The following is a 23,407-nucleotide window of genomic DNA, read 5'->3' as shown; positions in this document are numbered from 1 at the left end:
AAGCACACGAAGAAATAACGCGGCGTCTGTTCAAACACTGTTTGAACGCGCGGAGTGATCTGGTCCAGTGGACCAGATCACAAAAAAGCCGTCCACCCTACTACTTGGCCGGCAGCAGCAGCGGCGCCTGCAGCATCCCGGTAATCGTTTCCGCGCTCGACGGATGCCCCAGGTAGTATCCCTGCACCATGTCGCAGCCATACTGCTCGAGCAGCAGCAGCTGTTCGCCGGTCTCGACGCCCTCGGCCACCACCACCATCTTGAGCCCGTGCGCCATCGCGATGATGGCGCGGGTGATGGCCGCGTTCTCCGAATCCTGCGGCAGGCCGTTGATGAAGCTGCGGTCGATCTTCAGCGCACGCACGTCGAAACGCTTTAAATAGTTCATCGACGAGTAGCCGGTGCCGAAGTCGTCGATCGACAGGTACACCCCGATGCCGCGCAGCTGCTCCAGCGTGACCAGGGTGGCGCGCGCGTCGTCCATCAGCGTGCCCTCGGTAAGCTCGAGCTCCAGCAGGCGCGGCTCCAGCCCGGCATCGAGCAGGGCCGAGTGCACCATCTGCGACAGGTTCTCGTCCTTGAACTGCTTGGCCGAGAGGTTGACCGCCATGCGGATCATGCGCTGGGCGTGGCGCTGCCAGGACCTGGCCTGGCGGCAGGCGGTGCGCAGCACCCATTCGCCGATCGGCACGATCAGGCCGGTCTCCTCGGCCAGGGGGATGAACTCGGTCGGCGGCACCAGCCCGCGCTCCGGGTGGCGCCAGCGCACCAGCGCCTCGACCCCGACGATCTCGGAAGTGCGCACGTCGCGCTGCGGCTGGTACACCAGGTACAGCTCGTCGTTCTGCAGCGCCTTGCGCAGCCCGACCTCGAGCTTCACATGGCTCATGATCTGCATGGTCAGCGAGGAGCTGTACAGCTTCGCGTTGTTCTTGCCGCAGTTCTTGGCGTGGTACATCGCGGTGTCGGCGAACTTGAGCAGCGAGCCGCAATCGTCGCCGTCTTCCGGGAACAGCGAGATGCCGATGCTGGCGGTCACGAAAATCTCGTTGCCCTCGATCAGGAAGGGCCGCCGCATTGCTTCCTTCACACGGGTAGCAACGTTCAGCGCATGCTCGACCCGCTCCAGGTCCGGGATCAGGATGGTGAACTCGTCGCCGCCCAGACGCGCCAGGTTGGTGGTGTGGTCGGCCTTTTCGGCGCTTGAACCGCTGCTCGAGCCATCCCCGCGCGACACCAGGTCGCTCGGACGGGTGGTCTCGCGCAGGCGCTCGGACACCATCTTGAGCAGCTGGTCGCCGGCATTGTGGCCCAGCGTGTCGTTGATGCGCTTGAAGGCGTCGAGGTCCATGAACAGCACCGCGAACTTCTTGTTGCCGATCTTCGAGCGCTGCAGCTCGCGTTCCAGCGTCTCCAGGAAGGCCTGGCGGTTCGGGATGCCGGTCAGGCTGTCGCAGTAGGCGAGACGCCGGATCTGCTCTTCGGCGCGCTTGCGTTCGCTGATGTCGCGCACCAGGCCGAGCACCTGCGAGTCGCCGGTGGCGACCAGCCGCGCCTCGAAGTGCTGGGACTCGCCGCAGTGTTCGAGCTCGTACTCGACCGAGCGCACCTGCTGGATGGCCAGCACGGTGCGCATCTGTTCCAGCATGCGCGCGGCGATGGCGGGCGGCAGCACGTCGGTGATGTGCTTGCCGATGCAGGGCTGGGAGGTGGCGTGCCTGCGGTTCGGCCGGCCCCGGCCCGGACGCTCATGGCCCGGCTCGTAGTCGAGGTAGAAGCCGTCGCGGTCGAGGCGGAAGAAGGTGTCGGGGATCGCGGCCAGCACCGCACGGTTCTGGGCGTCGGCGATGCGCAGGCGCGCGATGGCGTCGCTGGCGCGCAGCACGTAGAGCACGCGGTGGCCGAGGATCGGCCAGTTGATCGGCTTGGAGACGAAGTCGGTGGCGCCGGCCTCATAGGCGCGCGTGACCGCCTCAAGGTCGTCGCCGCCGGTGACCATCACGATCGGCACGCTGGCGCCGTCGGCTTCCGCGTCGCGGATCGCTTCGCAGGCGGCGAAGCCGTCCATGCGCGGCATCTCGACGTCCATCAGGATCAGGTCGGGCGAGCGCGAGCGCGCCAGCTCGACAGCAAGCGCGCCGTCGGCTGCCTCGATCGCGTCCAGCCCGACCTGGGCCAGCATCTCGAGCATCAGCATGCGCATGACCGGGTCGTCGTCGGCGACCAGGACCGTTCCGCGCTTCGGTGGAGAGGAAGGCATGTCAGGTTTCCTTTTCAAGCATGGCGTGGAGCGAATGGCGCACGGTCTGGAATTCGTGTTCCATGTCGGTGAGGATGCGGTCCGCGCCATCGACCGTGTCGGCGCGCCCGAGCTGTTCGAGTTCCTTGCACAGCGTCGCCAGGCGCGCGGCGCCGATGTTGGCGCTGGCCGATTTCAGGCTGTGGGCGACGCGCCGCACGCTGCCGGCATCCATGCCCTCGACCGCCTCGCGCAGCGTCGCCAGGTGGCGCGGCGTGTCGCCCACGTAGGCGGCGATGACCTTGTGCACCAGCGTATCGCCGCCGTCGCGGCTGAGCGCCCGGATGTTGTCGAGCGCGACCCGGTTGACCGACTCGCGCTGGATCACCTCGACCGTCTCGGGCGGCAGGCGCGGCGGCGCATCCAGGTGGTGGCTGGTGGCGGCCAGCGGCACCGCGACCCAGCGGCCGATCACCGCCGCCAGCTGCTGCTGGGTAAAGGGTTTCGAGAGGTAGTCGTCCATGCCGGCGGCCAGGCAGGCTTCGCGGTCGCCCTGCAGCGCGTTGGCGGTGATCGCGATGACCGGCAGGGTGCGTGCGCGGCCCGCCTCGCGTTCGTGGCGGCGGATCGCGGCGGTGGCAGCGAAGCCGTCCATCACCGGCATCTGGCAATCCATCAGCACCGCATCGAAGCTGCCGGTGCGCACCGCCTGCAGCGCTTCCTGGCCGTTGCGCGCGCAGGTGGCCTCGATGCCCAGGCTTTCCAGCATCGCCTTCGCGACTTCGACGTTGACCGGGTTGTCTTCCGCCAGCAGCACCCGGCGCGCGCGCGCGCGCGGCGCCGGGCGCGGCGTGGCGGGCGCCGGTGCGGCAAGTCCGGCAGCCGGCGCCGATCCGGGCCTGGCCGGTGCCGGCGCAGGGCTTGCTGCGCCCGCGGCCGGGCCCGGCGCGCCGGTCCCGGGCGCATGCAGGCGCGCCGCACAAGCGGCCAGGCAGGCATACATGTCGGCCGCGCGCGCCGGCTTGACCAGCTGGTAGGCGACGCCGGCGGCGCGCCGCTGCACCGGATCGGCCGCCAGGCGCTCGGGACTGACCAGCACCAGGTGGGTGGCGCGCGCGCCGGCATCGGCCTTGATCGATGCCGCCAGCGCCAGGCCGCTGGTGTGGGTCATTTCCATGTCGATGACGGCGGCGTCGTAGGGGCGGCCGCTTCTGGCCGCGCTCAGCAGGCGCTCGTAGCCGGCGGCCGCGCTGGCGGCGCCATCGGCGGATGCCCGCCAGGCCCGGAGCTGCTGGGCCAGGTCTTCGCGGGGTTCCTCCTGTTCGTCCACGATCAGCACGCGCAGGCCCTCCAGCGTGTGCTGGCGGTGGCCGGGCGCATCGGGATCGACGCGGCGCTTGTCGAAGCTGACGGTGAACCAGAAGATCGAGCCGCGCGTGGGCGCGTTGTCGACGCCGATGGCGCCGCCCATCAGTTCCACCAGCTGCTTCGAGATCGCCAGGCCGAGGCCGGTGCCGCCGTAGCGGCGCGTGGTCGAATCGTCGGCCTGCGAGAAGGCCTCGAACAGGCGCGCCCGCGCTTCGCGCGAGATGCCGATGCCGGTGTCGTGCACCTCGAAGCGCAGCATGACCGACTGGGTGTCTTCGCCGGCCACGCGCACCCGCGCCAGGATGCGGCCCTCGTCGGTGAACTTGATGGCATTGCCGAGCAGGTTGGCCATGATCTGGCGCAGCCGGTTCGGGTCGCCGCAGATCGCCACCGGGATGTCGTTGGCGATGTCGAAGTCGAATCCGATGCCCTTGCCGGCCGCCTGCGGGGTATACACGTTGTGGATGTCGTCCAGCAGGTCCCACAGGTTGAAATTGATGTACTCGATGGTCAGCTTGCCGGCCTCGATCTTGGAAAAATCGAGGATGTCGTTGATGATCACCAGGAGGTGTTCGCCGGAGCGTTTGACCAGGGTGGTGTAGTTGCGCTGGGCTTCGGTGAGCGGGGTCGCCAGCAGCATCTCGGTCATCCCGAGCACGCCGTTCATCGGGGTGCGGATCTCGTGGCTCATGGTGGCCAGGAAAGCGCTCTTGGCGCGGCTCGCGGCTTCGGCGGCATTCTTGGCCTTTTCCAGCTGCTCGGTGCGCACGCCGACCTGGCGTTCCAGCTCGTCGCGGTGGTGCAGCAGGGCGGCGCCACGGTCCTCGATCTGGGCCATCATGGTGTTGAAGCTGTCGATCAGCTGCCCCAGCTCGTCGGTGCGCTGGTGGGCGATGCGCAGGCTGTAGTTCTGGCTGGTGGAGACCTTCTGCGCGGCCTGGATCAGCTTGGTCACCGGCTCGGCGATGCTGCGCTTGAAGCGGCCGGCCATGCCCACCGCGACCCCCAGCGACACCAGCATCGCCAGCCCCATCACCGCGAGCCCGGCGAGGATGTCGATCCAGGTCTCGACCAGGTCGGTCTCGATCATCACCACGCCCACCTGCAGTTCGCCCGCCATGACCGGCAGGTACAGGCGCATGCGGCGCGACAGCAGGACCTGGCCCCCTGCATTGGCGGCGCCAAGCGCCTCGGCATCGATGCCGTCCAGGGCCTCGGGCGGGACCAGGTCTTCGGTAGGGCTGTCGCTGGCGGACAGGTAGAGCGCGAAGGGCTTGCCGTTGCGGTCGTACAGGACGGCCGAGGCGATGTCGCTCTTGGCCGCCAGCGCGCCAAGCGCATTGCTGGCGCGTGCGCGGTCGCGCAGCAGCAGATAGTCGGCGCTGCTGGCCGCGATGACCCGGGCGAAGGTCTGCAGCTGCATCGCCTCGTCCTTGCGATGGTTCGCCACCGAAGTCGCGACAAAGGCTGCGAACACGAACAGCAGTGCGGTCGCGGTCGAGAGCAGCGAGATGATGGTCAGCTTCTGGTTCAGGCTGGAGCGCTCGAAGTTCGGCATTCTGATCCCGCAGGCACGTCGGAGCAGCCCGGCGCCGGACGACGCAGGGCTTCCTTTGCGGAATGCAAATTCCCGCAAGAAAAAAATATACGTTCAAGGGGGTGGGGTAGCGTTGACGGACGTCAATGTACGTAGGGCAAATCCGCACGCAGCGTGCGCGGACCGGCCACGCTTTCATCGTGCACTTCTGATCTTCACTAAGACCGGCACCGCCTTCGCGCCTAGACTCGGTTCGTTTGGACCGCTGCAGGACCGGTCCGCCACGACGACCTGGAGAACCAGCATGAACCTGACCACGCGCATCCTCGACAACCTGCAGCTTCCCCGCAAGCGGCAAGCCGACGAGCAGGGCGGCCCCGCTATGGCGCCGCAGGCCGTGGCGCCGGCGTCCCTGCCTTTGATCGACCAGATCAATATCGTTCATACGGCCCTGTTCGGCTGGCCGTGCGACGGGCTGACGCCGCTCGACGACTACCTGGCTTGCGACAATATCCACCAGGTCGCGCTCAGGATGCTCGATTCGCCCCGGTTTCGCTGGGATATCCGCGACAAGCTCGGTTTGTGGCCCCATGAAAAATGGGTCATGACCGATTACCGCGGCCTGCAGATATGGGTGAACCTGTTCGACGGTTTCGTGTCGTTCGGCGTCCTGCAAGGCAACTGGGAAAACGCCGAAGTCGACTTCATGCTGTCGTGGCTGGGCGAAGGCGACGGCGTCATCGACGCCGGCGCGAACATCGGCGTGTTTACGATCCAGGCCGCCAGGGCGGTGGGCGAGAGCGGCCGCGTGTATGCCTTCGAGCCGATGCGCACTACCTTCGACATGCTGGCGCGCAGCGTGCGGGCCAACAGCTTCGAGACGCGCTGTTCCCTCCACAACGAAGGCCTGGGTGCGAGCGAAGGCGAGGGCTCCTTCCACCTGAGTTCCCACGCGACCAATCCCGGCAGTTCCTACATCTCGGCCGATGCACGCGGCGAGCGCATCCGCATCCGGCCGCTCGATTCGGTCGACTACGAGCGCCGCATCCGCTTCCTCAAGATGGACGTCGAGGGCTTCGAGCCGCACATCATCCGGGGCGCGGCCAGGACGCTTGCCGAGCATGCGCCGGTCATCCTGACCGAGTTCTTCCCGCGCTCGCTGCGCGAGATCGGCGGCATCTCCGGCCCCGGCTACGTGGCGATGCTGGAACAGCTGGGCTATGCCATGACGGTCTTCACCGCCGACGGCAACCCCGGCGACAAGGTGAGCTCGGCCGACGCCCACCGCTTCGACGACATCACGGCGCCCATCAACCTGGTCTGCCTTCCCGCCAGGCGATAAAAGCGAAGGGACCCTGCCGGGTCCCTTCGCCATTCATGCCTCAGGCAGCCTTCAGCAGCAGGTGGCCCGCTTGCCGCCGTAGCGCGCTTCCTGGCGCTCCCGGAAGAACTCCTCGTAGGTCATCGGCGTCTGGTCCGGATGGGTACGTTCCATGTGCGCCAGGTAGGTGTCGTACTCGGGCAGGCCGACCATCAGGCGCATGCTCTGCCCGAGGTACTTGCCTGCTTCCTTGCCTGCCTCCAGCAGAGCGCCGAACATCATTGCACCTGCGGGTTGGGCATGGCGACGTACGGGGTCTCCTTCGCGGTCGGGCTGCTGCTTGCGCGCGCAGCCATGACGGTGCGCACGCCATACACCAGCACCGCCAGCACCACGAACATGAAGAAGCCCGCCAGCGTCGCGTTGACGTAGTCGTTGAAGATGATGCGCTCCATCTGCTCGATGGTCTTGGCCGGTGCCAGCACCGTGCCGGCGTCGTGCGCGGCCTGGAACTTGTCGGCGTGAGCCAGGAAGCCGACCTTCGGATCGGCGGCAAAAATCTTCTGCCAGCCGGCGGTCAGGGTGCAGGCCAGCAGCCACAGGGTCGGCACGACCGTGATCCAGGCGTATTGCGCGCGCTTCATCTTGTACAGCACGCAGGTGCCCAGCATCAGCGCGATACCGGCCAGCATCTGGTTGGCGATGCCGAACAGCGGCCACAGGGTATTGATGCCGCCCAGCGGATCGACCACGCCCTGGTACAGGAAGTAGCCCCAGGCGGCCACGCACAGGCCGGTGGCCAGCAGGTTGGCCGGCAGCGACTCGGTGCGCTTGAGCGACGGTGCAAAGGCGCCCAGCAGGTCCTGCAGCATGAAGCGGCCGGCGCGGGTGCCCGCGTCCACCGCGGTCAGGATGAACAAGGCCTCGAACAGGATCGCGAAGTGGTACCAGAAGGCCATCATGGCCTGGCCGCCGACCACGTTCGACAGGATGTGGGCCATGCCCACGGCGAGGGTCGGGGCACCGCCGGCGCGCGAGATGATGGTGTTCTCGCCGACGTCCTTCGCCATCTGCTCCAGCGTTTCAGGGGTGATCACGAAGCCCATCTGCGAGACCGCCGCGGCGGCCGATTGCGCGGTGGTGCCCAGCACCGCGGCCGGGCTGTTCATCGCAAAATACACACCCGGGTCGATGGTGGACGCCGCCACCAGCGCCATGATCGCGACAAACGATTCCATCAGCATGCCGCCGTAACCGATGAAGCGGGCGTGGGTCTCGTTCTCGATCATCTTCGGGGTGGTGCCCGAGGAGATCAGCGCGTGGAAGCCCGACACCGCGCCGCAGGCGATGGTGATGAACAGGAAGGGGAACAGGTTGCCCGACCAGACCGGGCCGCTGCCGTCGATGAACTTGGTCACGGCCGGCATGCGCAGCTCCGGGGCGACGATCACGATGCCGATCGCCAGCGCCACGATGGTGCCGATCTTCAGGAAGGTGGACAGGTAGTCGCGCGGCGCCAGCAGCAGCCACACCGGAATGACCGAGGCGACGAAGCCGTAGCCGATCAGCATCCAGGTCAGCTGGGTGCCGGTGAAGTCGAACATCGGGCCCAGGGTCGGCGAGTCGTGCACCCACTGGCCGCCGATGATGGCCAGCATCAGGAGCACGAAGCCGATGATCGAGACTTCGCCGATGCGGCCGACGCGCACGTAGCGCGAATACAGGCCCATGAACAGCGCGATCGGGATGGTGGCCAGCACGGTGAAGCTGCCCCACGGCGAGTGGGTCAGCGCCTTCACGACGATCAGCGCCAGCACCGCCAGGATGATCACCATGATCATGAAGGTGCCCAGCAGCGCGATCAGGCCCGGGATCTCGCCCATTTCGGACTTGATCAGGTCGCCGAGCGAGCGGCCGTCGCGGCGGGTGGACATGAACAGCACGATGAAGTCCTGGACGGCGCCGGCGAAGACGACGCCTGCCAGGATCCACATCATGCTCGGCAGGTAGCCCATCTGGGCCGCCAGCACCGGACCCACCAGCGGGCCGGCGCCGGCGATCGCGGCGAAGTGGTGGCCGTACAGGACGTACTTGTTGGTCGGGACATAGTCCAGGCCGTCGTTGTACTTGTAGGCGGGGGTCTGGCGCTTCGGATCGAGTTGCAGCGCCTTGTAGGCGATGAACTTGCTGTAGAAACGGTAGGCGATCAGGTAGACGCAAACTGCTGCTGCGACGATCCAGATCGCGTTGATGGTCTCGCCCTGCTTGACGGCGATGAAACCGAGCGAAAATGCGCCCAGGACCGACAATGCGATCCAGCCGAGCGCGCTCGACATGCTTTTCATGGTGCTCCTCCGAGGTGGATTGACTACTTCTTGTGGCCGGTCGCGGACTGTATCGACCGGCGGTTTTTTGGACAGCGTACCGGAGAGTATGTTGCACGAATATCAGCGCCACAAGCGCACCATTACGCAGTGACTGCGTAGTACTACGTAGAAGGCGGCCCCGGCAGCCGTTCCGTTTCCCCTTTAAAATGCTGGCCTGATTTGTTGGGAGAAACAGGATGCGCTTGAGGCAGAAGGTCATCGTGCTGGCGATCGGGCCGCTGATCGTGGCCCTGTGCGCCATCGCCCTGTTCGTGCGCCAGCAGGCCGCCGAGCTGGCCCGGCAGCAGCGCGCCACCATCCAGCGGGCCTACCTGGCCAGCAAGGAAGCCGAGTTGCGCCATTACGTGGCCCTGGCCACGCAGTCGATCGGCCACCTGGTGCACTCGGGCCGCACTGATCCGGCCACCCAGGAAGAGGCCAAGCGCATCCTCGGCTCGCTGAGCTTCGGCGAGGACGGCTATTTCTTCGTCTACGACATGCAGGGCCGCAGCCTGATGCACCCGCGCCAGCCCGAGCTGGTCGGCACCGACATGTGGAACTGGGTCGACGCCAACGGCGTGCCAACCATCCAGCGCCTGATCGAACGCGCCCGCGCCGGCGGCGGCTTCCACCGCTACACCTGGGCCAAGCCAACCTCAAGCCGGCAGGCGCCCAAGCTCGGCTACGTGGTGCCGGTGGCGCACTGGGGCTGGATGATGGGCACCGGCATCTACCTGGACGACGTCGAGGCCGCGCTGGCGCAGGTCGATGCCCAGCAGTCGCGCAACATCGGCGAAACGCTGCTGTGGATCGCCGGCCTGGCCGTGCTGGCCTCGCTGGCGGTGGCGAGCGGCGGCCTGGTGCTGAACCTGCGCGAGCTGCGCGTGGCCGACGCCAAGCTCAAGGCGCTGGCCCAGCGCGTGGTCGAGTCGCAGGAAGAAGAGCGGGCACGCCTGTCGCGCGACCTGCACGACGGGATCAGCCAGGCGCTGGTCTCGGTCAAGCTGCAGCTGGAGGCGGGCATCATCCGCCTGGACGGCGACGCGGCACAGCAGCGGCAGGCGCGCGGCGCGCTCGAGCGCACCGTGGAGCAGGTGAAATCGGTGCTGGGCGAAGTGCGCCGCATCTCGCACGACCTGCGCCCGGCGCTGCTGGACGACCTGGGCCTGGCGCCGGCGCTCGACTACCTGGCCAGCGAGTTTGGACGCCACAGCGGCATGCCGGTGCGCTTCCGCGCGGAAGGGCCGATGGACGCGCTGCCCGAGATGGCCGGCACGGTGCTGTTCCGCATCGCCCAGGAGGCGCTCACCAACGTCGAGCGCCACGCCGGCGCGCGCCAGGTGGAGATGCGCCTGGTGCGGCGCGGCCGCTGCCTGAGCCTCGAGATCGCCGACGACGGCGGCGGCTTCGACGCCCACGACATCGCCCAGCACCCGCAGCGCGGCATCGGCCTGCGCAACATGATGGAAAGGATGGAAGCGATCGGCGGGCGGCTGGCGATCGATTCCTCGCCGCTCGGCACCCGTGTGGTGGCCAGCATCGATGTGGAAGAGCAGACATGAGTGAAGCTTCGGAAATCAGGATCCTGCTGGTGGACGACCACCCCCTGGTGCGCGACGGCCTGCGCGCGCGGCTGGAAGCCGCGCCCCGCCTGCGCGTGGTGGGCGAGGCCGGATCTAGCCAGGACGCCATCGAGCAGGCCGGCGCTTGCCGGCCCGACCTGGTGCTGATGGACATAAACATGAAGGGCGGCAGCGGCATCGAGGCCACCGCGCGCCTGCTCCAGCACTATCCCGGCGTGGCGGTGCTGGTGTTGTCGATGCACGACAAGCCGGAATACGTCACGCAGGCGATCCAGGCCGGCGCGCGCGGCTACGTGCTGAAGGATGCGCCGGGAAAGGACATCGTGCTGGCGATCGACACCGTGATGGGCGGCGGCATCTACTACAGCGCCGCGCTGGCGCGCCAGCTGGCCAGCCCGGCGGCATCCGGCGATGTCCTGACCGCGCGCGAGCAGGAAGTCCTGGAACACATCGCCGGCGGCCAGTCGAACAAGCAGATCGCCCGCGCGCTCGAACTGTCGGTGCGCACCGTCGAAACCCACCGCCTGAATATCAAGCGCAAGCTCGGCATCGAAGGGCAGGCCGAACTGATCCGTTTCGCGGTCCAGCGCGCCGAAAACCGCGGTTACCCATAAAGAGATACATTAAGTATCCATAAAGAAATAAAAGATGTTGCTTTCTGATAATCCGTCGAATAAGATTGATCGAATATCACTCAGAGCCTGAGCATTGAAAGCATAAAGATGGCCGAGCCGGACCCCAACTCGTTTCCGCTGGTAGCAATCGACCCGGTCGCCAATGGGCAGAACGAGTGGGTAGCGCTTTGCCTGCGGCTCGAAGGCGGCGCGGACCTGCCGCAGCGACTGCAGGCCGTGTTCGGCACGCCCGACCTGCTGGCCGCGATCGCGCCGCTCGACGGGCTCCTGATGGTCGACCATCCGGCCGCCTTGAGCCCACCCGTGCTGGCCATGATGCCGGCCAACCGCATCGGCTTCGTCATCGCCGCCCAGGCCCTGCTCGACGATGGCGCCGCGCGCCGCCTCACCGAACTGCACGAACTCGGCTACCGCCTCTGGCTCGACGGCACGCCTCCCGACGGCGTCAAGGCGCCGCCGGCGCTGCGCACCATCGCACGCGACTGCGCCCGCGATCCGGCGCCGGCAGGGCGGCTGGCCGCGCTGTTCGGCCCGCACCTGGCGCGCCGCGTCGACAGCGCCGCCAGTTTCACCCAGAGCGAGATGGCCGGCTTCGACTGGTTCAGCGGCGACTACCCCTACGATCCGCTGCTCGCCGGCGACGACAGGCCGGACGGCAGTTCGCGCCGCCGCATCCTGACCCTGCTCGGCCTGCTGGCGCGCGACGCCGATTCGCGCGAGCTCGAGCAGCAGCTCAAGCAGGACCCGACCCTGTCCTACCACCTGCTCAAGCTGGTCAATTCGGCCGCGTTTGCCGTCAGCACCCAGATCACCAGCTTCAACCAGGCCATCAACCTGCTCGGCCGGCGCCAGCTGCAGCGCTGGCTGCAGCTGCTACTGTACGCGCGCCAGCAGGCCGACGGCCTGCCGAACCTGCTGCTGCCGCTGGCCGCGCGCCGTGCAGCGCAACTGGAGGCATTGTGCAAGCAGGGCGGGGGAGAGCGTGACGACTGCGACCTGGCCTTCATGACCGGCGTGTTCTCGCTGCTCGACCGGCTGCTGCACATGCCGATGGCGGACATCGTCGCCGACCTGAACCTGCCGGAGCATGTCTCCGGCGCGCTGCTGGCGCGCAGCGGCGAACTCGGCGCCTGGCTGCGCCTGACGGAAACCCATCCCTCGCGGGAGGCGCTGGACGCGGCGGGCATCGACCCCGCCGGCTGGTGGAACAGCCAGTTGAACGCCTATCACTGGGCCATCCAGGTGGGGCGGAATGTCTGACATGCAGGCGCTCGTCGCGATTGACGCATCACTCGACGCATCAATCGATTTCCTCGGCGCCACCACCGCCGCCAGCGACGCCGTCCTGCGCCTGCGCGGCGCCTCCCTCTACGATGAACTGGGCCGCATCGCGGGCGCGCTGCTGGGCAGCCCGGTCGGGCGCTTCCTGCCCGGCGCCGGCGTCGGCGGCCTGCAGGGCAACTTCCAGGTGCTGCGCCAGGTGGTGGCGGGGGCGGCGGAACAATTCGGCGTCTATGAAGTGGCGGGCCGCGACGCCTACACGAGCGACGATGCGCGCCGGCTGGCCGGCCTGGCGCACCTGACCGCCTCGCTGCTGCAGGTGCATTCGCTGGCGGTGCGCTCGACCCATGCCTACGCGCAGATGGAAGCCCAGCTCGCGCACCAGTCGCAGATCCTCGACCAGATCCACGAGTCGGTGCTGACCATGGACCAGATGGGCTACATCACCAGCTGGAACCGCGGCGCCGAGGAACTGTTCGGCTATACCGCGCTGGAAGCGATCGGCCGCAACATCCTGTTCCTGTACGCCGACGAGGACGAGGGCTTCCACGACAGCTTCGCGGAGCAGGGCGGGCGCATGATGGAAGTCCGGCGCCGCAAGAAATCGGGCGAGGTGTTCTGGGCCAGCCTGTCGCTGTCGCCCTTGCGCGACCTGGCCGAGCGCCCGATCGGCCTGATCGCCTACCTCACCGACATCACGGAACGAAAACAGGCCGAGGAGCAGCTGCACCACCTGGCCTACTACGACGAACTCACCGGCCTGCCGAACCGCACGCTGTTCGCGCGCCTGGTCGACCAGGCCCTGATGGTCGCGCAGCGCAACGAAGCCGCCGGCTGCGTGCTGTTCATCGACCTGAACCGCTTCAAGCGCATCAACGATACCCTGGGCCGCAGGATCGGCGACGAACTGCTGCGCCAGGCGGCCCAGCGCTTCCGCGCTACCCTGCGCGACGAAGACGTGGTGGCGCGCCTGTCCGGCGACGAATTCGCGGTCGGCCTGTTCGACATCCGCCAGCACTTCGAAGCCACCACGGTGGCGCAGAAACTGCAGGCGGCCCTGGATGCACCCTTCCTGATCGGCGGCCACGACCTGCGCGTGGGCGCCAGCATCGGCATCAGCGTCTACCCGCAGGACGGCAGCGAGGCCGAGACCCTGCTCGGGCTGGCGGATATCGCGATGGAGCGGGCCAAGCAGCTGGAAGCCAACCCGGACCGCAGCGTCGCCTTCTACAGCCAGGACATGAACCAGGGCATGCAGGAACGCATGCGGATCGAATCCGGGCTGCGCCAGGCGTTGGGCAACGGCGAGCTTACCTTGTACTACCAGCCGAAGTTCGAGCTCGGCACCGACCGCATCGTCGGCGCCGAGGCGCTGGTGCGCTGGGTGCACCCGACCCGCGGCATCGTGCCGCCCGGCGAATTCATCCCGCTGGCCGAGAGTACCGGCCTGATCGTGCAGGTGGGCGAGTGGGTGCTGGAGCAGGCCTGCGCCCAGGCCGCGATCTGGCAGCGCGCCGGCGTGGCGCCGCTGCGCCTGGCAGTGAACGTATCGGCGCGCGAATTCACGCCATCCTTGCCGGCGCGCGTGGCCGAGACCCTGGCGCGCTACCAGCTGGATGCCTCGTGGCTGGAGCTGGAGATCACCGAGAGCACGCTGATGCACGACTTCGAGCGCGTGACGGCGATCATGGACCGCATCCACCAGCTGGGCGTGGCGCTGTCGCTGGACGATTTCGGTACCGGCTATTCGAGCCTGTCCTACCTGAAGCGCTTCCCGATCGATACGCTCAAGATCGACCGCTCGTTCACCTTCGGGATCCCGGATGATCCGAGCGATTGCGCGATCGCGGGGACCATCGTCAGCATGGCGCAGCAGCTCGGCCTGCGCGTGATTGCGGAGGGCGTGGAGACGCTGGAGCAGCTGGCTTTCCTGCGTGCGTCGGGCTGCGACGAGGTGCAGGGTTACCTGTACAGCAAGCCGCTGCCGGCGGGGGAGTTCGAGCGGTGTTTGCGGGAGAACTGGCTGCTGGTGGCTGAGGGAGTGAGCAGATTCGCTGCCCGGCATTGATGGATTATGTATAATGCCGGTTCTTCATAGGAAGCGTGGCCGAGTGGTTGAAGGCAGCAGTCTTGAAAACTGCCGACGGGGGAACCCGTTCGTGAGTTCGAATCTCACCGCTTCCGCCAAGCATTCCGAAGCAGAGCTCCAACCCCTGGAGCTCTTTTTCGTTTACCGCATGGCGTTCACGCCCCGTGCGGCAAACCCAGGTTCTGGTTGGCCGGCACCGCCACGTCGATCAGCTTCGGCCTGGGCAGATTGAGTTCGCCCATCAGGCGCACGAAGTCCTCGCGGCTGCGCTCGGACAGGCGCGCGTTATGCCGCTTTTCCCAGCCGATCGTCGATACCGACTGGCCCTTGTAGTCGTGACCAGGCCATATGCGGGTGTCGTCCGGCAGCGTGAACAGCTTGGCATGGACGCTGTCGTATAGCGCATCTGCGCTGCCGCTCTGGAAATCCGTCCGTCCGCAACCGTCGATCAGCAGGGTGTCGCCCGTGAACACGTTGCCGCGCCAGGCATAGCTCATGCTGCCGGCGGTATGGCCCGGCGTGTGCAGGACGCGGATCTCTTCTGCCTTGCCGAAGCGGATCAGTTCACCGTCGTTCAGTTGCAGTTCGGCCGGCAGGATGCCGCAGCCGCTCGGCGCCGCGGCCAGCGCGCCGGTCTTTTCGCACAAACGGCCGGCGGAAGTGACGTGGTCGGCGTGGGCGTGGGTTTCAAGCACGTAGCGCAGGCGCAGGCCCAGACGTTCGAGGTGGCGCAGGTCGCGTTCCCAGTGGCGCTCGACCGGATCGATGATCACCGCGTCGGACTCGCCGGGCGCGACCAGGATGTAGGTGAAGGTCGAGGATTCGGTATCGAACAGCTGGATGGGGTTGATGTTCATGGCGTTCTCCTTACGGATAATGAATCAGATAAAGGCCTTGCCGATCATCCCGAGGGCGACCAGGGCCGAGAGCAGGGCAAAGCCCTTTTGCAGCAGGGGCCCGGCAATGCGCGCCGCCAGCGAGCGGCCGCCGAGCATGCCGGCCAGCGCGCCCGCCGCGAAGGGCGCCGCGGTCGGCCAGTCGATGGCGCCCTGGGCGGCCGCGGTGGCCACGCCGGCGCTGGAAATGATGGCGATCACGGCCAGCGAGGTGGCGACCGCCGACTGGATCGGCAGGTCGGTATAGCGCTGCAGGGCGGGTACCATCACGAAGCCGCCGCCGACGCCCAGCAGGCCCGACAGGAAGCCGGCGGCGGCGCCCGACAGGCCCAGGGCGCGCGCGCACGGACGGGTCCAGACGAAGCGGCCGTCCGCCGTGCTGCGCACGCACGGAGCCTGGCCCCGGGCGCTGGCGCCGGATGCGGGCGCGGCGGCCTGGCGGTAGGTCCTGAAGGCCACGTACAGCAGCGTCAGTGCGAACAGCACCCCCAGCCAGCGGGCGTCCGCCGAGCGCGCCGCCCACAGTCCGGCCGGCGCGAGCAACACGCCGGCGGCGGCGATGAGCATGGCGGCGCGGTAGCGCACGATGCCGGCGCGCAGGCCCAGCACGGCGCCGAGCGCGGCCGCCATGCCCACCGCGAGCAGGCCGATCGGGCCCGCTTCGGCGACGCCGGCGCCAGTGCCGAAGACCAGCAGCGGGACCGCCAGGATACCGCCGCCGGCACCGGTCAGCGCCAGGATCAGGCCGACGACCAGGCCGAGCGCGGCGGCGGTCAGCATGACGGCCTCCGCCGAACACCTGCTGGCCGGATGGGGGCTGGCGCAGGCATGGCTCAGGCGCTCCGGGCAATGCGGCTGGCGCGGGCCCACTCGACCAGCTCGAAGATCGCCATGCCGGCCACCATGGCGATCGTGAACACGAGCGGCTTCGAGCCGCCGGTGGCGAGCGAGGCCAGTGCCGGGCCCGGGCAATAGCCGCCCAGGCCCCAGCCGGCGCCGAAGGCGAGCGAGCCAAGCACAAGGCGGCGGTCGATCCGGGTCGCGGTGGGAAGGCGCATGGGCGCGCCCAGCAGCGCGCGCTCGCGCTTGCCCGCAAACCAGAACGCCGGGGCGCTCACCAGAATGGCGCCGCCCATGACGAAGGCGAGCGAGGGATCCCAGTTGCCGGCGAGGTCGAGGAAGCCGAGGACCTTGGCGGGATCGCTCATGCCGCCCACGATCAGTCCGATGCCGAAGAGCAGTCCGATGAGCAGTGATGTCAGGATGTGCATGGTGATTCTCCTTATCCGAGCAGATGGCGTACCACGAAGACGGTGGCGAAGCCGGCCAGCATGAAGGCCGCGGTGGCGGCCAGCGAACGCGGCGAGCGGCGCGACAGGCCGCATACACCGTGGCCGCTGGTGCATCCGGCGCCGTAGCGCGTTCCTACGCCGACCAGCAGGCCGGCGGCGACCAGGGTGAGTTCGCCGGCATCGACGGTCGGCACCGGCAGGGTGTGCAAGGCGCCGTAGGCGAGCGGCGCGGCGATCAGGCCGAGCACGAAGGCGATGCGCCAGCCGACGTCGCCGCCGGATGGCCGTAGCAGGCCGCCGAGGATGCCGCTGATGCCGGCGATTCTGCCGTTGAGCAGGATGAAGGCCGCAGCGGCGGCGCCGATGGTCAAGCCGCCGGCGAGCGAACTCCAGGGGGTGAAATGGACCCAGTCGATGTTCATGGTTTGACTCCTTGGTTTGGCAGGCAGAACTGCTCGTAGAGCACCTGAATGAGCGCCAGCGCTGCCTCGCTATCGATCCGGTAGAAAACCTGTTTTCCTTCGCGGCGGGTGTTGACCAGCTGTTCTTCGCGCAGCACGGCGAGCTGCTGGGACAGGGTGGGCTGCGTAATGCCCACCAGGGTCTCGAGCTCGCCGACTGCGTGTTCGCCCTGGCTCAGCTGGCACAGCAGCAGGAGGCGGTCGGGATTGCCCAATACCTTCAGGAGCGCGCAGGCCTGGGCGGCGGCATGGCGCATCTGCTGCAAATCAAGTTGTTGCGTGTCTGGCATGGAAGCACCTCAGTCAATCTACTGTTTTACATTATATCTACAGACAATATATATTTCAATATACTGTAGTCTTCTTTTTTGATCCCCTGGAGGACAGCATGAACATCCGTTATCTCTGCAAGGACTACGCCGTCGCCGCGCAGATCGCGCCTGCCGACGTCGCGGGGTTGAAGGAGCAGGGCTTCGCCACCCTGGTGTGCAACCGGCCGGACGGCGAGGCCGGCGACCAGCCGCCGTTCGCAGCGATCGCCGCCGAGGCTCGCCGTCACGGCGTCGAGGTCGTGCACTTGCCGGTAGTGCCGGGGCAGATCACGGACGCCGATCGCGCGGCCTTCGTCGCGCTGTACGCGGCCGCGCCCAAGCCGGTCCTGGGTTTTTGCCGCACCGGCATGCGCGCCGAGACGCTGTTCAAGGACACGGAAAATGAACCCGGCGGCGCCTCGCGCTAGCGCAGCGCTGCGCCGGACGGCGTGCTGGCGTCTTATACTTCGCCGATCGGATGGCGCCCCCGGGGCGCCTTGTGAAAGCAAGGCTCAGCCCTGCATGTCGAGGAGAAACGCATGATCTTCCGTCAGCTTTTCGAACCCTTGTCGAGCACATATACCTATCTGATCGGCTGCCCCGAAACCGGGCAGGCAGTCCTGGTCGATCCCGTGATCGTGACGGTGGAACGCGATCTGGAGGAGTTGAGCCGCCTGGGCCTGACGCTGGCGTACAGCATCGACACCCATGTCCACGCCGACCACATCACGGCGGCGCTGGAACTGAAGAACAAGGTTGGGAGCAGGATTGCGGCGCCAGCGGCGGAACGCGTCGACTGTGCGGATGTTCAGCTGGAAGAGGGAACGCCGTTCAGGGTGGGCTCCATGGAATTTCGGCCCCTGCATACGCCGGGCCACACGTCGGGACATTTTGCTTACGTCCTGGGCGACCGTGTATTCACGGGCGACGCCTTGCTGATCGAGGGATGCGGGCGCACCGACTTCCAGCAGGGCGATTCCGATGCGCTCTATCACAGCGTGCGCGGAAAGCTGTTCGCACTGCCTGACGAAACACTCGTCTACCCGGCGCACGACTACCAGAAAAGGTGGGTGTCTTCGGTGATGCAGGAAAAGCAGCGCAATCCCCGTCTCGGTGGGGACCGCTCGGTCGAGGAGTTCCGGCAGATCATGGCGGAACTCGAGCTGCCGTACCCTAAATTTATCGATTACGCGGTTCCCGGCAATAAGCAATGCGGGGTGTGCCCGACTGATCTGCCGGAAAACCTCGTCAAGTACTGCCAGCAAATGACCGAGAGTCCGCAAGGCTAGCCGGCCGGCTCCTGCGGCTTGCCCCTGTTACCTCTGGCTGTAGGAGGGTTCGGGCGCAGGCGCCAGCACCATCCGTTTGACGAAGCGCCGCAGCCGGTAAGTATGTGCTTCGAACGGCAGGTGGAAGAGGTAGGCGAACACCACGATGGCGACGAACAGCCCTGCGTAAACAAGCAGGGACGCAGGATTGCTTGTCGACAAGGTCTGCGTCCCGATCGGGTCATGCAGGAACTCGGCCAGGTAGATCAAGGGGTAGTGGATCACGTACAGCGTGAATGAGAACGGGGCCAGTAGTCCGGCAAGGTTCGCCAGCCGGTTGCCGATGCGCGCACGATCCGCGGGAAACTGCAGGCTCGACAGCAGGCAAAGAAAGAGCACGCTGAACAGCAGGTCTTCGGCAAACGTCGCCGCAACCAGGGTGCCGATACTGCCGCTCATCCGGAAATGGACGGCAAGCGCAAGGATCACGACGATCAACAGAAGGCGCGCGGCGCGGCCCAGTTCGATGCGGATCCGCGAGAACAGCACACCGAGCAGCCAGATCAGGAAATACAGCATCAGGTCGAACAGCAGCAGGTAGCCGATGACGGCGCAGGCGGCCAGACCGGCCACTTTCGTGATGCCCCGTTGTCCGATGACTGGCAACAGCAACAGGGGGAAGAGGGCGTAGTACCACATCTCGTTCGCCAGGCTCCACAGGGAGAAATTGCCACCGAAGCGAGGGACGGCCATCCCTTGTAAGCCGAACAGATTGCCCCAGAACGTGCTCCACGAGTATTCATTATCCGGCGCATAGCTGACCCGTCCAGGGTCGACCGTCTGCGTGAGCGTGCCGATCGCCAGCGTGAGCACGAAGGCCGGCACCAGGACGATCCACATGCGCGTGAGCCGGTCGATCGCATACGACATCATGCAGTTGGGCTCCCCCAGCTTGTTCAGCAGACTGCCGCCGACGAGCCAGCCGCTCAGCAGGAAGAAGATGACGACGGCAATGTGCGAAAACCCGGTGAAGAAGGCCAGTCCCTGGTACCAGAGCGATGGGTCCGCCACTGTTTTCAGGCTCGGAAACAGTTCTCCACGGAGATGGGCGGCGACCACTTGGAGGGCGGCAATGCTGCGCAGGGCCGATATCAGGATGGAATGCTGGTAGCTTTCGTTCAGGTTGGTCCTGTCCAGCAGGCATATGCGCACGGCGCATGCAGGATGCATGGTCTCCTCCTGTTGTAAGCTAAACGTCTGGATCGTAGCCCCTCATTTGCTCGTTCGGTTTGAGAGTGCACAGGTCTGCCGTGCCTTGCGCGCGTTATCGCTTGCAGCTCACATCGAGCGCAGCTTCGTCGGCCAGCCTGGACACCTGCTCGATGAGTGCGCGCATCTTGGGCTGGTTCCGGGTGCGCATCGGGAGATAGAGAAAAAGGCCCGAGGTATCGGGGACGAACTGCGTCAATACCCGCACCAGGCGTCCGCGCCGCACGTCCTCCTCGATTTCCAGGTCCGGCAGCCAGGCGATGCCCAGGCCCTGGCGCGCCCACTCGGCGAGCATCTGGGTGTCGTTGGCGGTGAGGAGGGCCTCGGTGTCCAGCAGGAGCTCGCCGTCAGGGCCGGCCAGGCGCCAGGGCGGCAAGCGGGCGGAGGTTTGAAAGCGGTAGCGCAGCGTCTGGTGGCGCAACAGGTCCTGCGGCTGCTGCGGAACGCCGTGCTGCTCGAAGTAGCCGGGCGCCGACACGATCGACCATGACAGCGGGCGGCTGAGGCGGATAGCGACCATGTCCTGGGCCACCGCCTGCCCGAGCCGGATGCCGGCATCCATGCCGGCTGCCACCAAGTCGACCAGGCCGTCGTCGAGCGAGAGCTCGATCGTGATATCCGGATAGGCCGCCCGCATGCGCGGCACCAGGGAGCGTGCGAGCAGGAAGCCGAAGCTGCGCGGCGCGGTGAGCCGCAGGTGGCCGGACGGGCGGCTCCGGAACTGCGCCAGCTCGTTGAAGGCGTCCTCGATCTGGCCGACGGCCGGCTTCAGGGCGGCCAGCAAGCTCGCCCCGGCTTCCGTCAGCGCGACGCTGCGCGTGGTCCGGACGAACAGCGCGACACCATGCTTCTTCTCGAGCGCGCGCACGCCCTTGCTGACCGCGGTCGGGGTGATTTCCAGGTGCCGGGCCGCCTGGGTGAAAGAGCGGTCCTCGGCAACGGCCAGGAACAGTCGGATCAGGTCGAGGGAACTCATGTCAAACCATTTTGAACTGTTGGTTCATGGTGCATGTCCATTCTGGTGCTTTTTCTTCATGATGCCCGAATCTAGACTTGGCTGCACCAACAACAGGAGGCCGACATGAACACATTACCGAACCCCATTGCAGGCTATGTCGAGGCAGCAAACGCGCAGGCGCCGGAGCGCCTGGCGACATGTTTCAATCCGGACGCTATCGTCCATGACGAGGGACTGGTGCGGCGCGGGCGCGGCGAGATCGCCGCATGGGCCCGCGACACCGCGCTGCGCTACGGGGCCACGATCGAACCCGCGGGCCTGGACGAAGCCGCCGGCCGCCACAGGCTGCGCGCCCTGGTTTGGGGGAACTTCCCCGGCAGCCCGATCACGCTGCATTTCCACTTCGAGCTCCGATCCGGGGCGATCCAGTCGCTGGAGATCAAGCCATGAACGCCTATCCATTTGCGGGCAAGCATGCGCTCGTCACCGCGGCACCAAGGGCATGGGCGAAGCCATCGTCCGCAGGCTGGCGCAGGACGGCGCCACGGTCATCGCCACGGCGCGCAGGCAGCCGGCCGAAGCGCTGGCAGGCGTGCGCTACCTCGAGGCAGACGTGGGAACGGTCGAAGGTGCAAGCTTCGTCGCCGACACCGTCGTGCGCGAATTCGGTCACCTCGATTTCCTGGTGAATAACGTCGGCGGTTCTGCCGCCCCCAGCGGCGGCGCGCTTGCGCTGACCGACGCGATGTGGGAGGCGGCGCTGCAGGTCAACCTGATGTCGGCCGTGCGGCTTGACCGCGCCCTCCTGCCTGCCATGCTGGAGCGGCGCAGCGGCGCCATCCTCCATATCACCTCGATCCAGCGGCGCCTGCCCCTGTTCGAGTCCACCGTGGCCTACGCCGCCGCCAAGGCGGCCCTGGCCAACTACAGCAAATCGCTGGCCAACGAGTTCGGGCCCCGTGGCATTCGAGTAAACAGCATCGCGCCCGGATTCATCGAGACCACGGCCGCCCAGGCGCTGGTCCAGCGCATGGCGGCGCACCGCGAGGGCAGCGAAGACGAGGCGAGGCGGCAGCTCATGGACTCGCTGGGCGGCATCCCGATCGGCCGTCCCGGCAAGCCGGAGGAGGTGGCCGAGCTGGCGGCGTTTCTCCTGTCGCCGCTGGCGGCGTCGGTGCATGGCGCCGAGTTCGTGATCGACGGCGCGAGGATCCCGACGGTTTAGACGCTCGATTTGGAAGTGCTGACTTGGAGACTTACACTGCTTTATAGTACTTATTCAGCAGGGTTTCCTTCTTTTGCTTATATTGTTCGCGCAGCCATTTGATAGCAGGACGGTCGATAAAGATCAGTAAAAGATAGGCGATGGTGACGGTTCCCAGAATACTAACGGCGATTGCAATGTTTGCGCTCAGTCCCATCGCCTCAAGTCTCCGAATCATGGCATAGCCAACATTCTGGTGCATTAGATACCAGGGATAGGAGATCGCGCCGAGCCAAACCAGCCAACGGCGGTTCAATGGCAGCCGACCCACCGCAGCGCCATACAGCACTGTGATGCAGAGAATCATAATGGCCCCAAGCCTATAGCCCTCGACAACCGTTGTCAGCGCCACTGCGCAAAATAAGACTCCCAAGTCTAAATTTCGAGTGCTGCTGCCCATCACCAGCCGGTAAATCATGATCCCTGCGCTGAACCAGGCAATATAGTTCAGTATTAGCAGATGTGAAATAATTATCGGGAGCTCGAGCTGAAAGTACCGGTGACACCAAAAATAGATGAGCCGGATGGAAAACAGAACCGCGAGCAATAAATGGATTCTGGAAAGCCAGCCCAGGCTGAAGGCGATTAAGGCCCAGCAGTAAAACAGCATTTCGATTTCGAGCGTCCAGTACACCCCGTCGACATGAGGGATACCGAACAGGTTGTGGATCATGCTGAAGTTTGCGATCGTGTCTGGCAGTGAGACTTCGCGGTCAGGCAGGCCGAGCATACTGATAACCAGGCTCGTGACAATGATCGCTGCCCAGTAAGTTGGAAAGAGGCGGCTGAGTCTGGAAACAACGAAGTCGAGCGCAGTCCGCGTCCGGTCGAGCGACATGAAAATGACGAAGCCGCTGATCATGAAAAAAAGGTTGACCCCGTAGTGTCCCCACGGCAGCGAGACAAGCGGTGCAGTCGTATGTCCGTAAATCGAATCGTATCGCGTCGAAAGGTGGAATAGGACAACCAGCAAGGCAGGGCAGCCTCTAAAACCAAGTGCAACACCCTTTGCTGTAAGGTGCTGCCATGCCGAAAAACTACACCCATCTGACGACACAGGAGCGGGCCGTCTTGATGACCATGCTGGACGACCAGTGCAGTATCCGAGCCATTGCTAAACGCCTTGGCCGTGCCCCTAGTTCGATCAGCCGCGAACTTCGCCGTGCGCCCGGTGTGGGTGCTTACGACGCCAACCTTGCCCATTTGCAGAGCGGCGCCCGTCGCATTGCACCGCGCCGCGTACCGAAGCTGCACACCGATGGCGCGTTG

Annotated in this window: 22 protein-coding genes and 1 tRNA gene; 11 read left to right on the top strand and 12 right to left on the bottom strand. The window is 66.3% G+C overall.

Going from position 1 to position 23,407, the window contains the following annotated elements; all coding sequences use genetic code 11:
- Window positions 1-100 precede the first annotated feature (100 nt).
- The gene (locus tag YWC_RS0115260) at window positions 101-2,260 is read right to left on the bottom strand and encodes a putative bifunctional diguanylate cyclase/phosphodiesterase (RefSeq protein WP_027866161.1); all 2,160 of its coding nucleotides are present in this window, start codon (window positions 2,258-2,260) and stop codon (window positions 101-103) included.
- 1 nt (window position 2,261) lies between these two features.
- On the bottom strand, window positions 2,262-5,165 hold the full coding sequence (locus tag YWC_RS0115255; RefSeq protein ID WP_027866160.1) for a hybrid sensor histidine kinase/response regulator: 2,904 nt from the start codon (window positions 5,163-5,165) through the stop codon (window positions 2,262-2,264).
- 283 nt (window positions 5,166-5,448) lie between these two features.
- Here YWC_RS0115255 and YWC_RS0115250 point away from each other — a divergent pair, with 283 nt between their 5' ends.
- On the top strand, window positions 5,449-6,486 hold the full coding sequence (locus YWC_RS0115250; protein ID WP_027866159.1) for an FkbM family methyltransferase: 1,038 nt from the start codon (window positions 5,449-5,451) through the stop codon (window positions 6,484-6,486).
- A gap of 51 nt (window positions 6,487-6,537) precedes the next feature.
- Here YWC_RS0115250 and YWC_RS0115245 read toward each other — a convergent pair whose 3' ends face one another.
- Window positions 6,538-6,744, bottom strand: coding sequence for a YbdD/YjiX family protein (locus YWC_RS0115245; RefSeq protein WP_152571087.1), 207 nt, complete (start codon window positions 6,742-6,744; stop codon window positions 6,538-6,540).
- Complete coding sequence (locus YWC_RS0115240; protein WP_027866157.1) at window positions 6,744-8,810, bottom strand: carbon starvation CstA family protein; 2,067 nt, start codon at window positions 8,808-8,810, stop codon at window positions 6,744-6,746. The genes YWC_RS0115245 and YWC_RS0115240 overlap by 1 nt, the downstream gene beginning before the upstream one ends.
- A 218-nt stretch (window positions 8,811-9,028) precedes the next feature.
- Between YWC_RS0115240 and YWC_RS0115235 the strand changes: the two genes are divergently transcribed.
- From YWC_RS0115235 to YWC_RS0115215, 5 genes are all read left to right on the top strand, one after another.
- Window positions 9,029-10,393 (top strand): cache domain-containing protein, encoded by a 1,365-nt coding sequence (locus YWC_RS0115235; protein ID WP_027866156.1) that lies wholly within the window; start codon window positions 9,029-9,031, stop codon window positions 10,391-10,393.
- Window positions 10,390-11,028, top strand: coding sequence for a response regulator transcription factor (locus YWC_RS0115230; protein WP_027866155.1), 639 nt, complete (start codon window positions 10,390-10,392; stop codon window positions 11,026-11,028). Before YWC_RS0115235 ends, YWC_RS0115230 begins: the two co-directional genes overlap by 4 nt.
- 108 nt (window positions 11,029-11,136) lie before the next feature.
- Complete coding sequence (locus tag YWC_RS0115225) at window positions 11,137-12,309, top strand: EAL and HDOD domain-containing protein (RefSeq protein WP_027866154.1); 1,173 nt, start codon at window positions 11,137-11,139, stop codon at window positions 12,307-12,309.
- A complete protein-coding gene (locus YWC_RS0115220; RefSeq protein WP_051306485.1) occupies window positions 12,302-14,398 on the top strand; it encodes a putative bifunctional diguanylate cyclase/phosphodiesterase in 2,097 nt (698 codons plus the stop codon). Before YWC_RS0115225 ends, YWC_RS0115220 begins: the two co-directional genes overlap by 8 nt.
- Before the next feature lie 29 nt (window positions 14,399-14,427).
- A tRNA-Ser gene (locus YWC_RS0115215) sits at window positions 14,428-14,517 on the top strand.
- 57 nt (window positions 14,518-14,574) lie between these two features.
- Here YWC_RS0115215 and YWC_RS0115210 read toward each other — a convergent pair.
- The 5 genes from YWC_RS0115210 to YWC_RS0115190 are packed head-to-tail and all read right to left on the bottom strand — an operon-like array spanning window position 14,575 to window position 17,358.
- Window positions 14,575-15,276 carry an MBL fold metallo-hydrolase gene (locus YWC_RS0115210; protein WP_027866152.1) on the bottom strand — a complete coding sequence of 234 codons (702 nt, stop codon included), beginning with the start codon at window positions 15,274-15,276 and terminating at the stop codon, window positions 14,575-14,577.
- Window positions 15,277-15,300: 24 nt separating this feature from the next.
- Window positions 15,301-16,095 (bottom strand): sulfite exporter TauE/SafE family protein, encoded by a 795-nt coding sequence (locus YWC_RS0115205; protein ID WP_027866151.1) that lies wholly within the window; start codon window positions 16,093-16,095, stop codon window positions 15,301-15,303.
- Between the two features lie 53 nt (window positions 16,096-16,148).
- The gene (locus YWC_RS0115200; protein WP_027866150.1) at window positions 16,149-16,586 is read right to left on the bottom strand and encodes a YeeE/YedE family protein; all 438 of its coding nucleotides are present in this window, start codon (window positions 16,584-16,586) and stop codon (window positions 16,149-16,151) included.
- Window positions 16,587-16,597: 11 nt separating this feature from the next.
- The gene (locus tag YWC_RS0115195) at window positions 16,598-17,029 is read right to left on the bottom strand and encodes a YeeE/YedE family protein (RefSeq protein ID WP_027866149.1); all 432 of its coding nucleotides are present in this window, start codon (window positions 17,027-17,029) and stop codon (window positions 16,598-16,600) included.
- A complete protein-coding gene (locus tag YWC_RS0115190; RefSeq protein WP_027866148.1) occupies window positions 17,026-17,358 on the bottom strand; it encodes an ArsR/SmtB family transcription factor in 333 nt (110 codons plus the stop codon). Before YWC_RS0115190 ends, YWC_RS0115195 begins: the two co-directional genes overlap by 4 nt.
- 98 nt (window positions 17,359-17,456) lie before the next feature.
- Between YWC_RS0115190 and YWC_RS0115185 the strand changes: the two genes are divergently transcribed.
- A complete protein-coding gene (locus tag YWC_RS0115185) occupies window positions 17,457-17,807 on the top strand; it encodes a protein tyrosine phosphatase family protein (protein WP_027866147.1) in 351 nt (116 codons plus the stop codon).
- A gap of 111 nt (window positions 17,808-17,918) precedes the next feature.
- Entirely contained in the window at window positions 17,919-18,668 is a 750-nt protein-coding gene (locus YWC_RS0115180) for an MBL fold metallo-hydrolase (protein WP_027866146.1), read from the top strand.
- 27 nt (window positions 18,669-18,695) lie between these two features.
- On the opposite strand, the gene YWC_RS0115175 is transcribed toward YWC_RS0115180, so the two are convergent.
- Together YWC_RS0115175 and YWC_RS29535 are read right to left on the bottom strand one after the other, a co-directional pair.
- The gene (locus YWC_RS0115175) at window positions 18,696-19,877 is read right to left on the bottom strand and encodes an acyltransferase family protein (RefSeq protein WP_027866145.1); all 1,182 of its coding nucleotides are present in this window, start codon (window positions 19,875-19,877) and stop codon (window positions 18,696-18,698) included.
- Window positions 19,878-19,971: 94 nt separating this feature from the next.
- Window positions 19,972-20,892, bottom strand: a complete 921-nt coding sequence (locus YWC_RS29535) for a LysR family transcriptional regulator (protein ID WP_036214520.1) — start codon at window positions 20,890-20,892, stop codon at window positions 19,972-19,974.
- Between the two features lie 105 nt (window positions 20,893-20,997).
- Between YWC_RS29535 and YWC_RS0115165 the strand changes: the two genes are divergently transcribed.
- Both YWC_RS0115165 and YWC_RS29530 read left to right on the top strand, forming a co-directional pair.
- On the top strand, window positions 20,998-21,324 hold the full coding sequence (locus YWC_RS0115165; RefSeq protein WP_027866144.1) for a nuclear transport factor 2 family protein: 327 nt from the start codon (window positions 20,998-21,000) through the stop codon (window positions 21,322-21,324).
- A gap of 52 nt (window positions 21,325-21,376) precedes the next feature.
- Complete coding sequence (locus YWC_RS29530) at window positions 21,377-22,099, top strand: SDR family oxidoreductase (RefSeq protein WP_084416448.1); 723 nt, start codon at window positions 21,377-21,379, stop codon at window positions 22,097-22,099.
- 31 nt (window positions 22,100-22,130) lie between these two features.
- Here YWC_RS29530 and YWC_RS0115155 read toward each other — a convergent pair whose 3' ends face one another.
- Entirely contained in the window at window positions 22,131-23,195 is a 1,065-nt protein-coding gene (locus tag YWC_RS0115155; protein WP_084416447.1) for an acyltransferase family protein, read from the bottom strand.
- Between YWC_RS0115155 and YWC_RS32835 the strand changes: the two genes are divergently transcribed.
- Window positions 23,165-23,407 (top strand): helix-turn-helix domain-containing protein (locus YWC_RS32835; protein WP_036214514.1); only part of this gene is annotated, 243 nt, incomplete at its 3' end. The genes YWC_RS0115155 and YWC_RS32835 overlap by 31 nt on opposite strands.

It is taken from the genome of Massilia alkalitolerans DSM 17462 (assembly GCF_000427785.1).
Lineage (GTDB): Bacteria > Pseudomonadota > Gammaproteobacteria > Burkholderiales > Burkholderiaceae_D > Telluria > Telluria alkalitolerans.
This window is presented reverse-complemented; position numbering and strand designations above follow the sequence as displayed.

Excerpts from the sequence above, each read along its gene's own strand:
- YWC_RS0115245 (WP_152571087.1), bottom strand. The coding sequence starts at position 6,744 with ATGTTCGGCGCTCTGCTGGAGGCAGGCAAGGAAGCAGGCAAGTACCTC.
- YWC_RS0115220 (WP_051306485.1), top strand. The coding sequence starts at position 12,302 with ATGTCTGACATGCAGGCGCTCGTCGCGATTGACGCATCACTCGACGCA.
- YWC_RS0115255 (WP_027866160.1), bottom strand. The coding sequence starts at position 5,165 with ATGCCGAACTTCGAGCGCTCCAGCCTGAACCAGAAGCTGACCATCATC.
- YWC_RS0115260 (WP_027866161.1), bottom strand. The coding sequence starts at position 2,260 with ATGCCTTCCTCTCCACCGAAGCGCGGAACGGTCCTGGTCGCCGACGAC.
- YWC_RS0115205 (WP_027866151.1), bottom strand. The coding sequence starts at position 16,095 with ATGCTGACCGCCGCCGCGCTCGGCCTGGTCGTCGGCCTGATCCTGGCG.
- YWC_RS0115230 (WP_027866155.1), top strand. The coding sequence starts at position 10,390 with ATGAGTGAAGCTTCGGAAATCAGGATCCTGCTGGTGGACGACCACCCC.
- YWC_RS0115240 (WP_027866157.1), bottom strand. The coding sequence starts at position 8,810 with ATGAAAAGCATGTCGAGCGCGCTCGGCTGGATCGCATTGTCGGTCCTG.
- YWC_RS0115235 (WP_027866156.1), top strand. The coding sequence starts at position 9,029 with ATGCGCTTGAGGCAGAAGGTCATCGTGCTGGCGATCGGGCCGCTGATC.
- YWC_RS0115195 (WP_027866149.1), bottom strand. The coding sequence starts at position 17,029 with ATGAACATCGACTGGGTCCATTTCACCCCCTGGAGTTCGCTCGCCGGC.
- YWC_RS29530 (WP_084416448.1), top strand. The coding sequence starts at position 21,377 with ATGGGCGAAGCCATCGTCCGCAGGCTGGCGCAGGACGGCGCCACGGTC.
- YWC_RS29535 (WP_036214520.1), bottom strand. The coding sequence starts at position 20,892 with ATGAGTTCCCTCGACCTGATCCGACTGTTCCTGGCCGTTGCCGAGGAC.
- YWC_RS0115190 (WP_027866148.1), bottom strand. The coding sequence starts at position 17,358 with ATGCCAGACACGCAACAACTTGATTTGCAGCAGATGCGCCATGCCGCC.
- YWC_RS0115165 (WP_027866144.1), top strand. The coding sequence starts at position 20,998 with ATGAACACATTACCGAACCCCATTGCAGGCTATGTCGAGGCAGCAAAC.
- YWC_RS0115250 (WP_027866159.1), top strand. The coding sequence starts at position 5,449 with ATGAACCTGACCACGCGCATCCTCGACAACCTGCAGCTTCCCCGCAAG.
- YWC_RS0115210 (WP_027866152.1), bottom strand. The coding sequence starts at position 15,276 with ATGAACATCAACCCCATCCAGCTGTTCGATACCGAATCCTCGACCTTC.
- YWC_RS0115225 (WP_027866154.1), top strand. The coding sequence starts at position 11,137 with ATGGCCGAGCCGGACCCCAACTCGTTTCCGCTGGTAGCAATCGACCCG.
- YWC_RS0115175 (WP_027866145.1), bottom strand. The coding sequence starts at position 19,877 with ATGCATCCTGCATGCGCCGTGCGCATATGCCTGCTGGACAGGACCAAC.
- YWC_RS0115185 (WP_027866147.1), top strand. The coding sequence starts at position 17,457 with ATGAACATCCGTTATCTCTGCAAGGACTACGCCGTCGCCGCGCAGATC.
- YWC_RS0115200 (WP_027866150.1), bottom strand. The coding sequence starts at position 16,586 with ATGCACATCCTGACATCACTGCTCATCGGACTGCTCTTCGGCATCGGA.
- YWC_RS0115180 (WP_027866146.1), top strand. The coding sequence starts at position 17,919 with ATGATCTTCCGTCAGCTTTTCGAACCCTTGTCGAGCACATATACCTAT.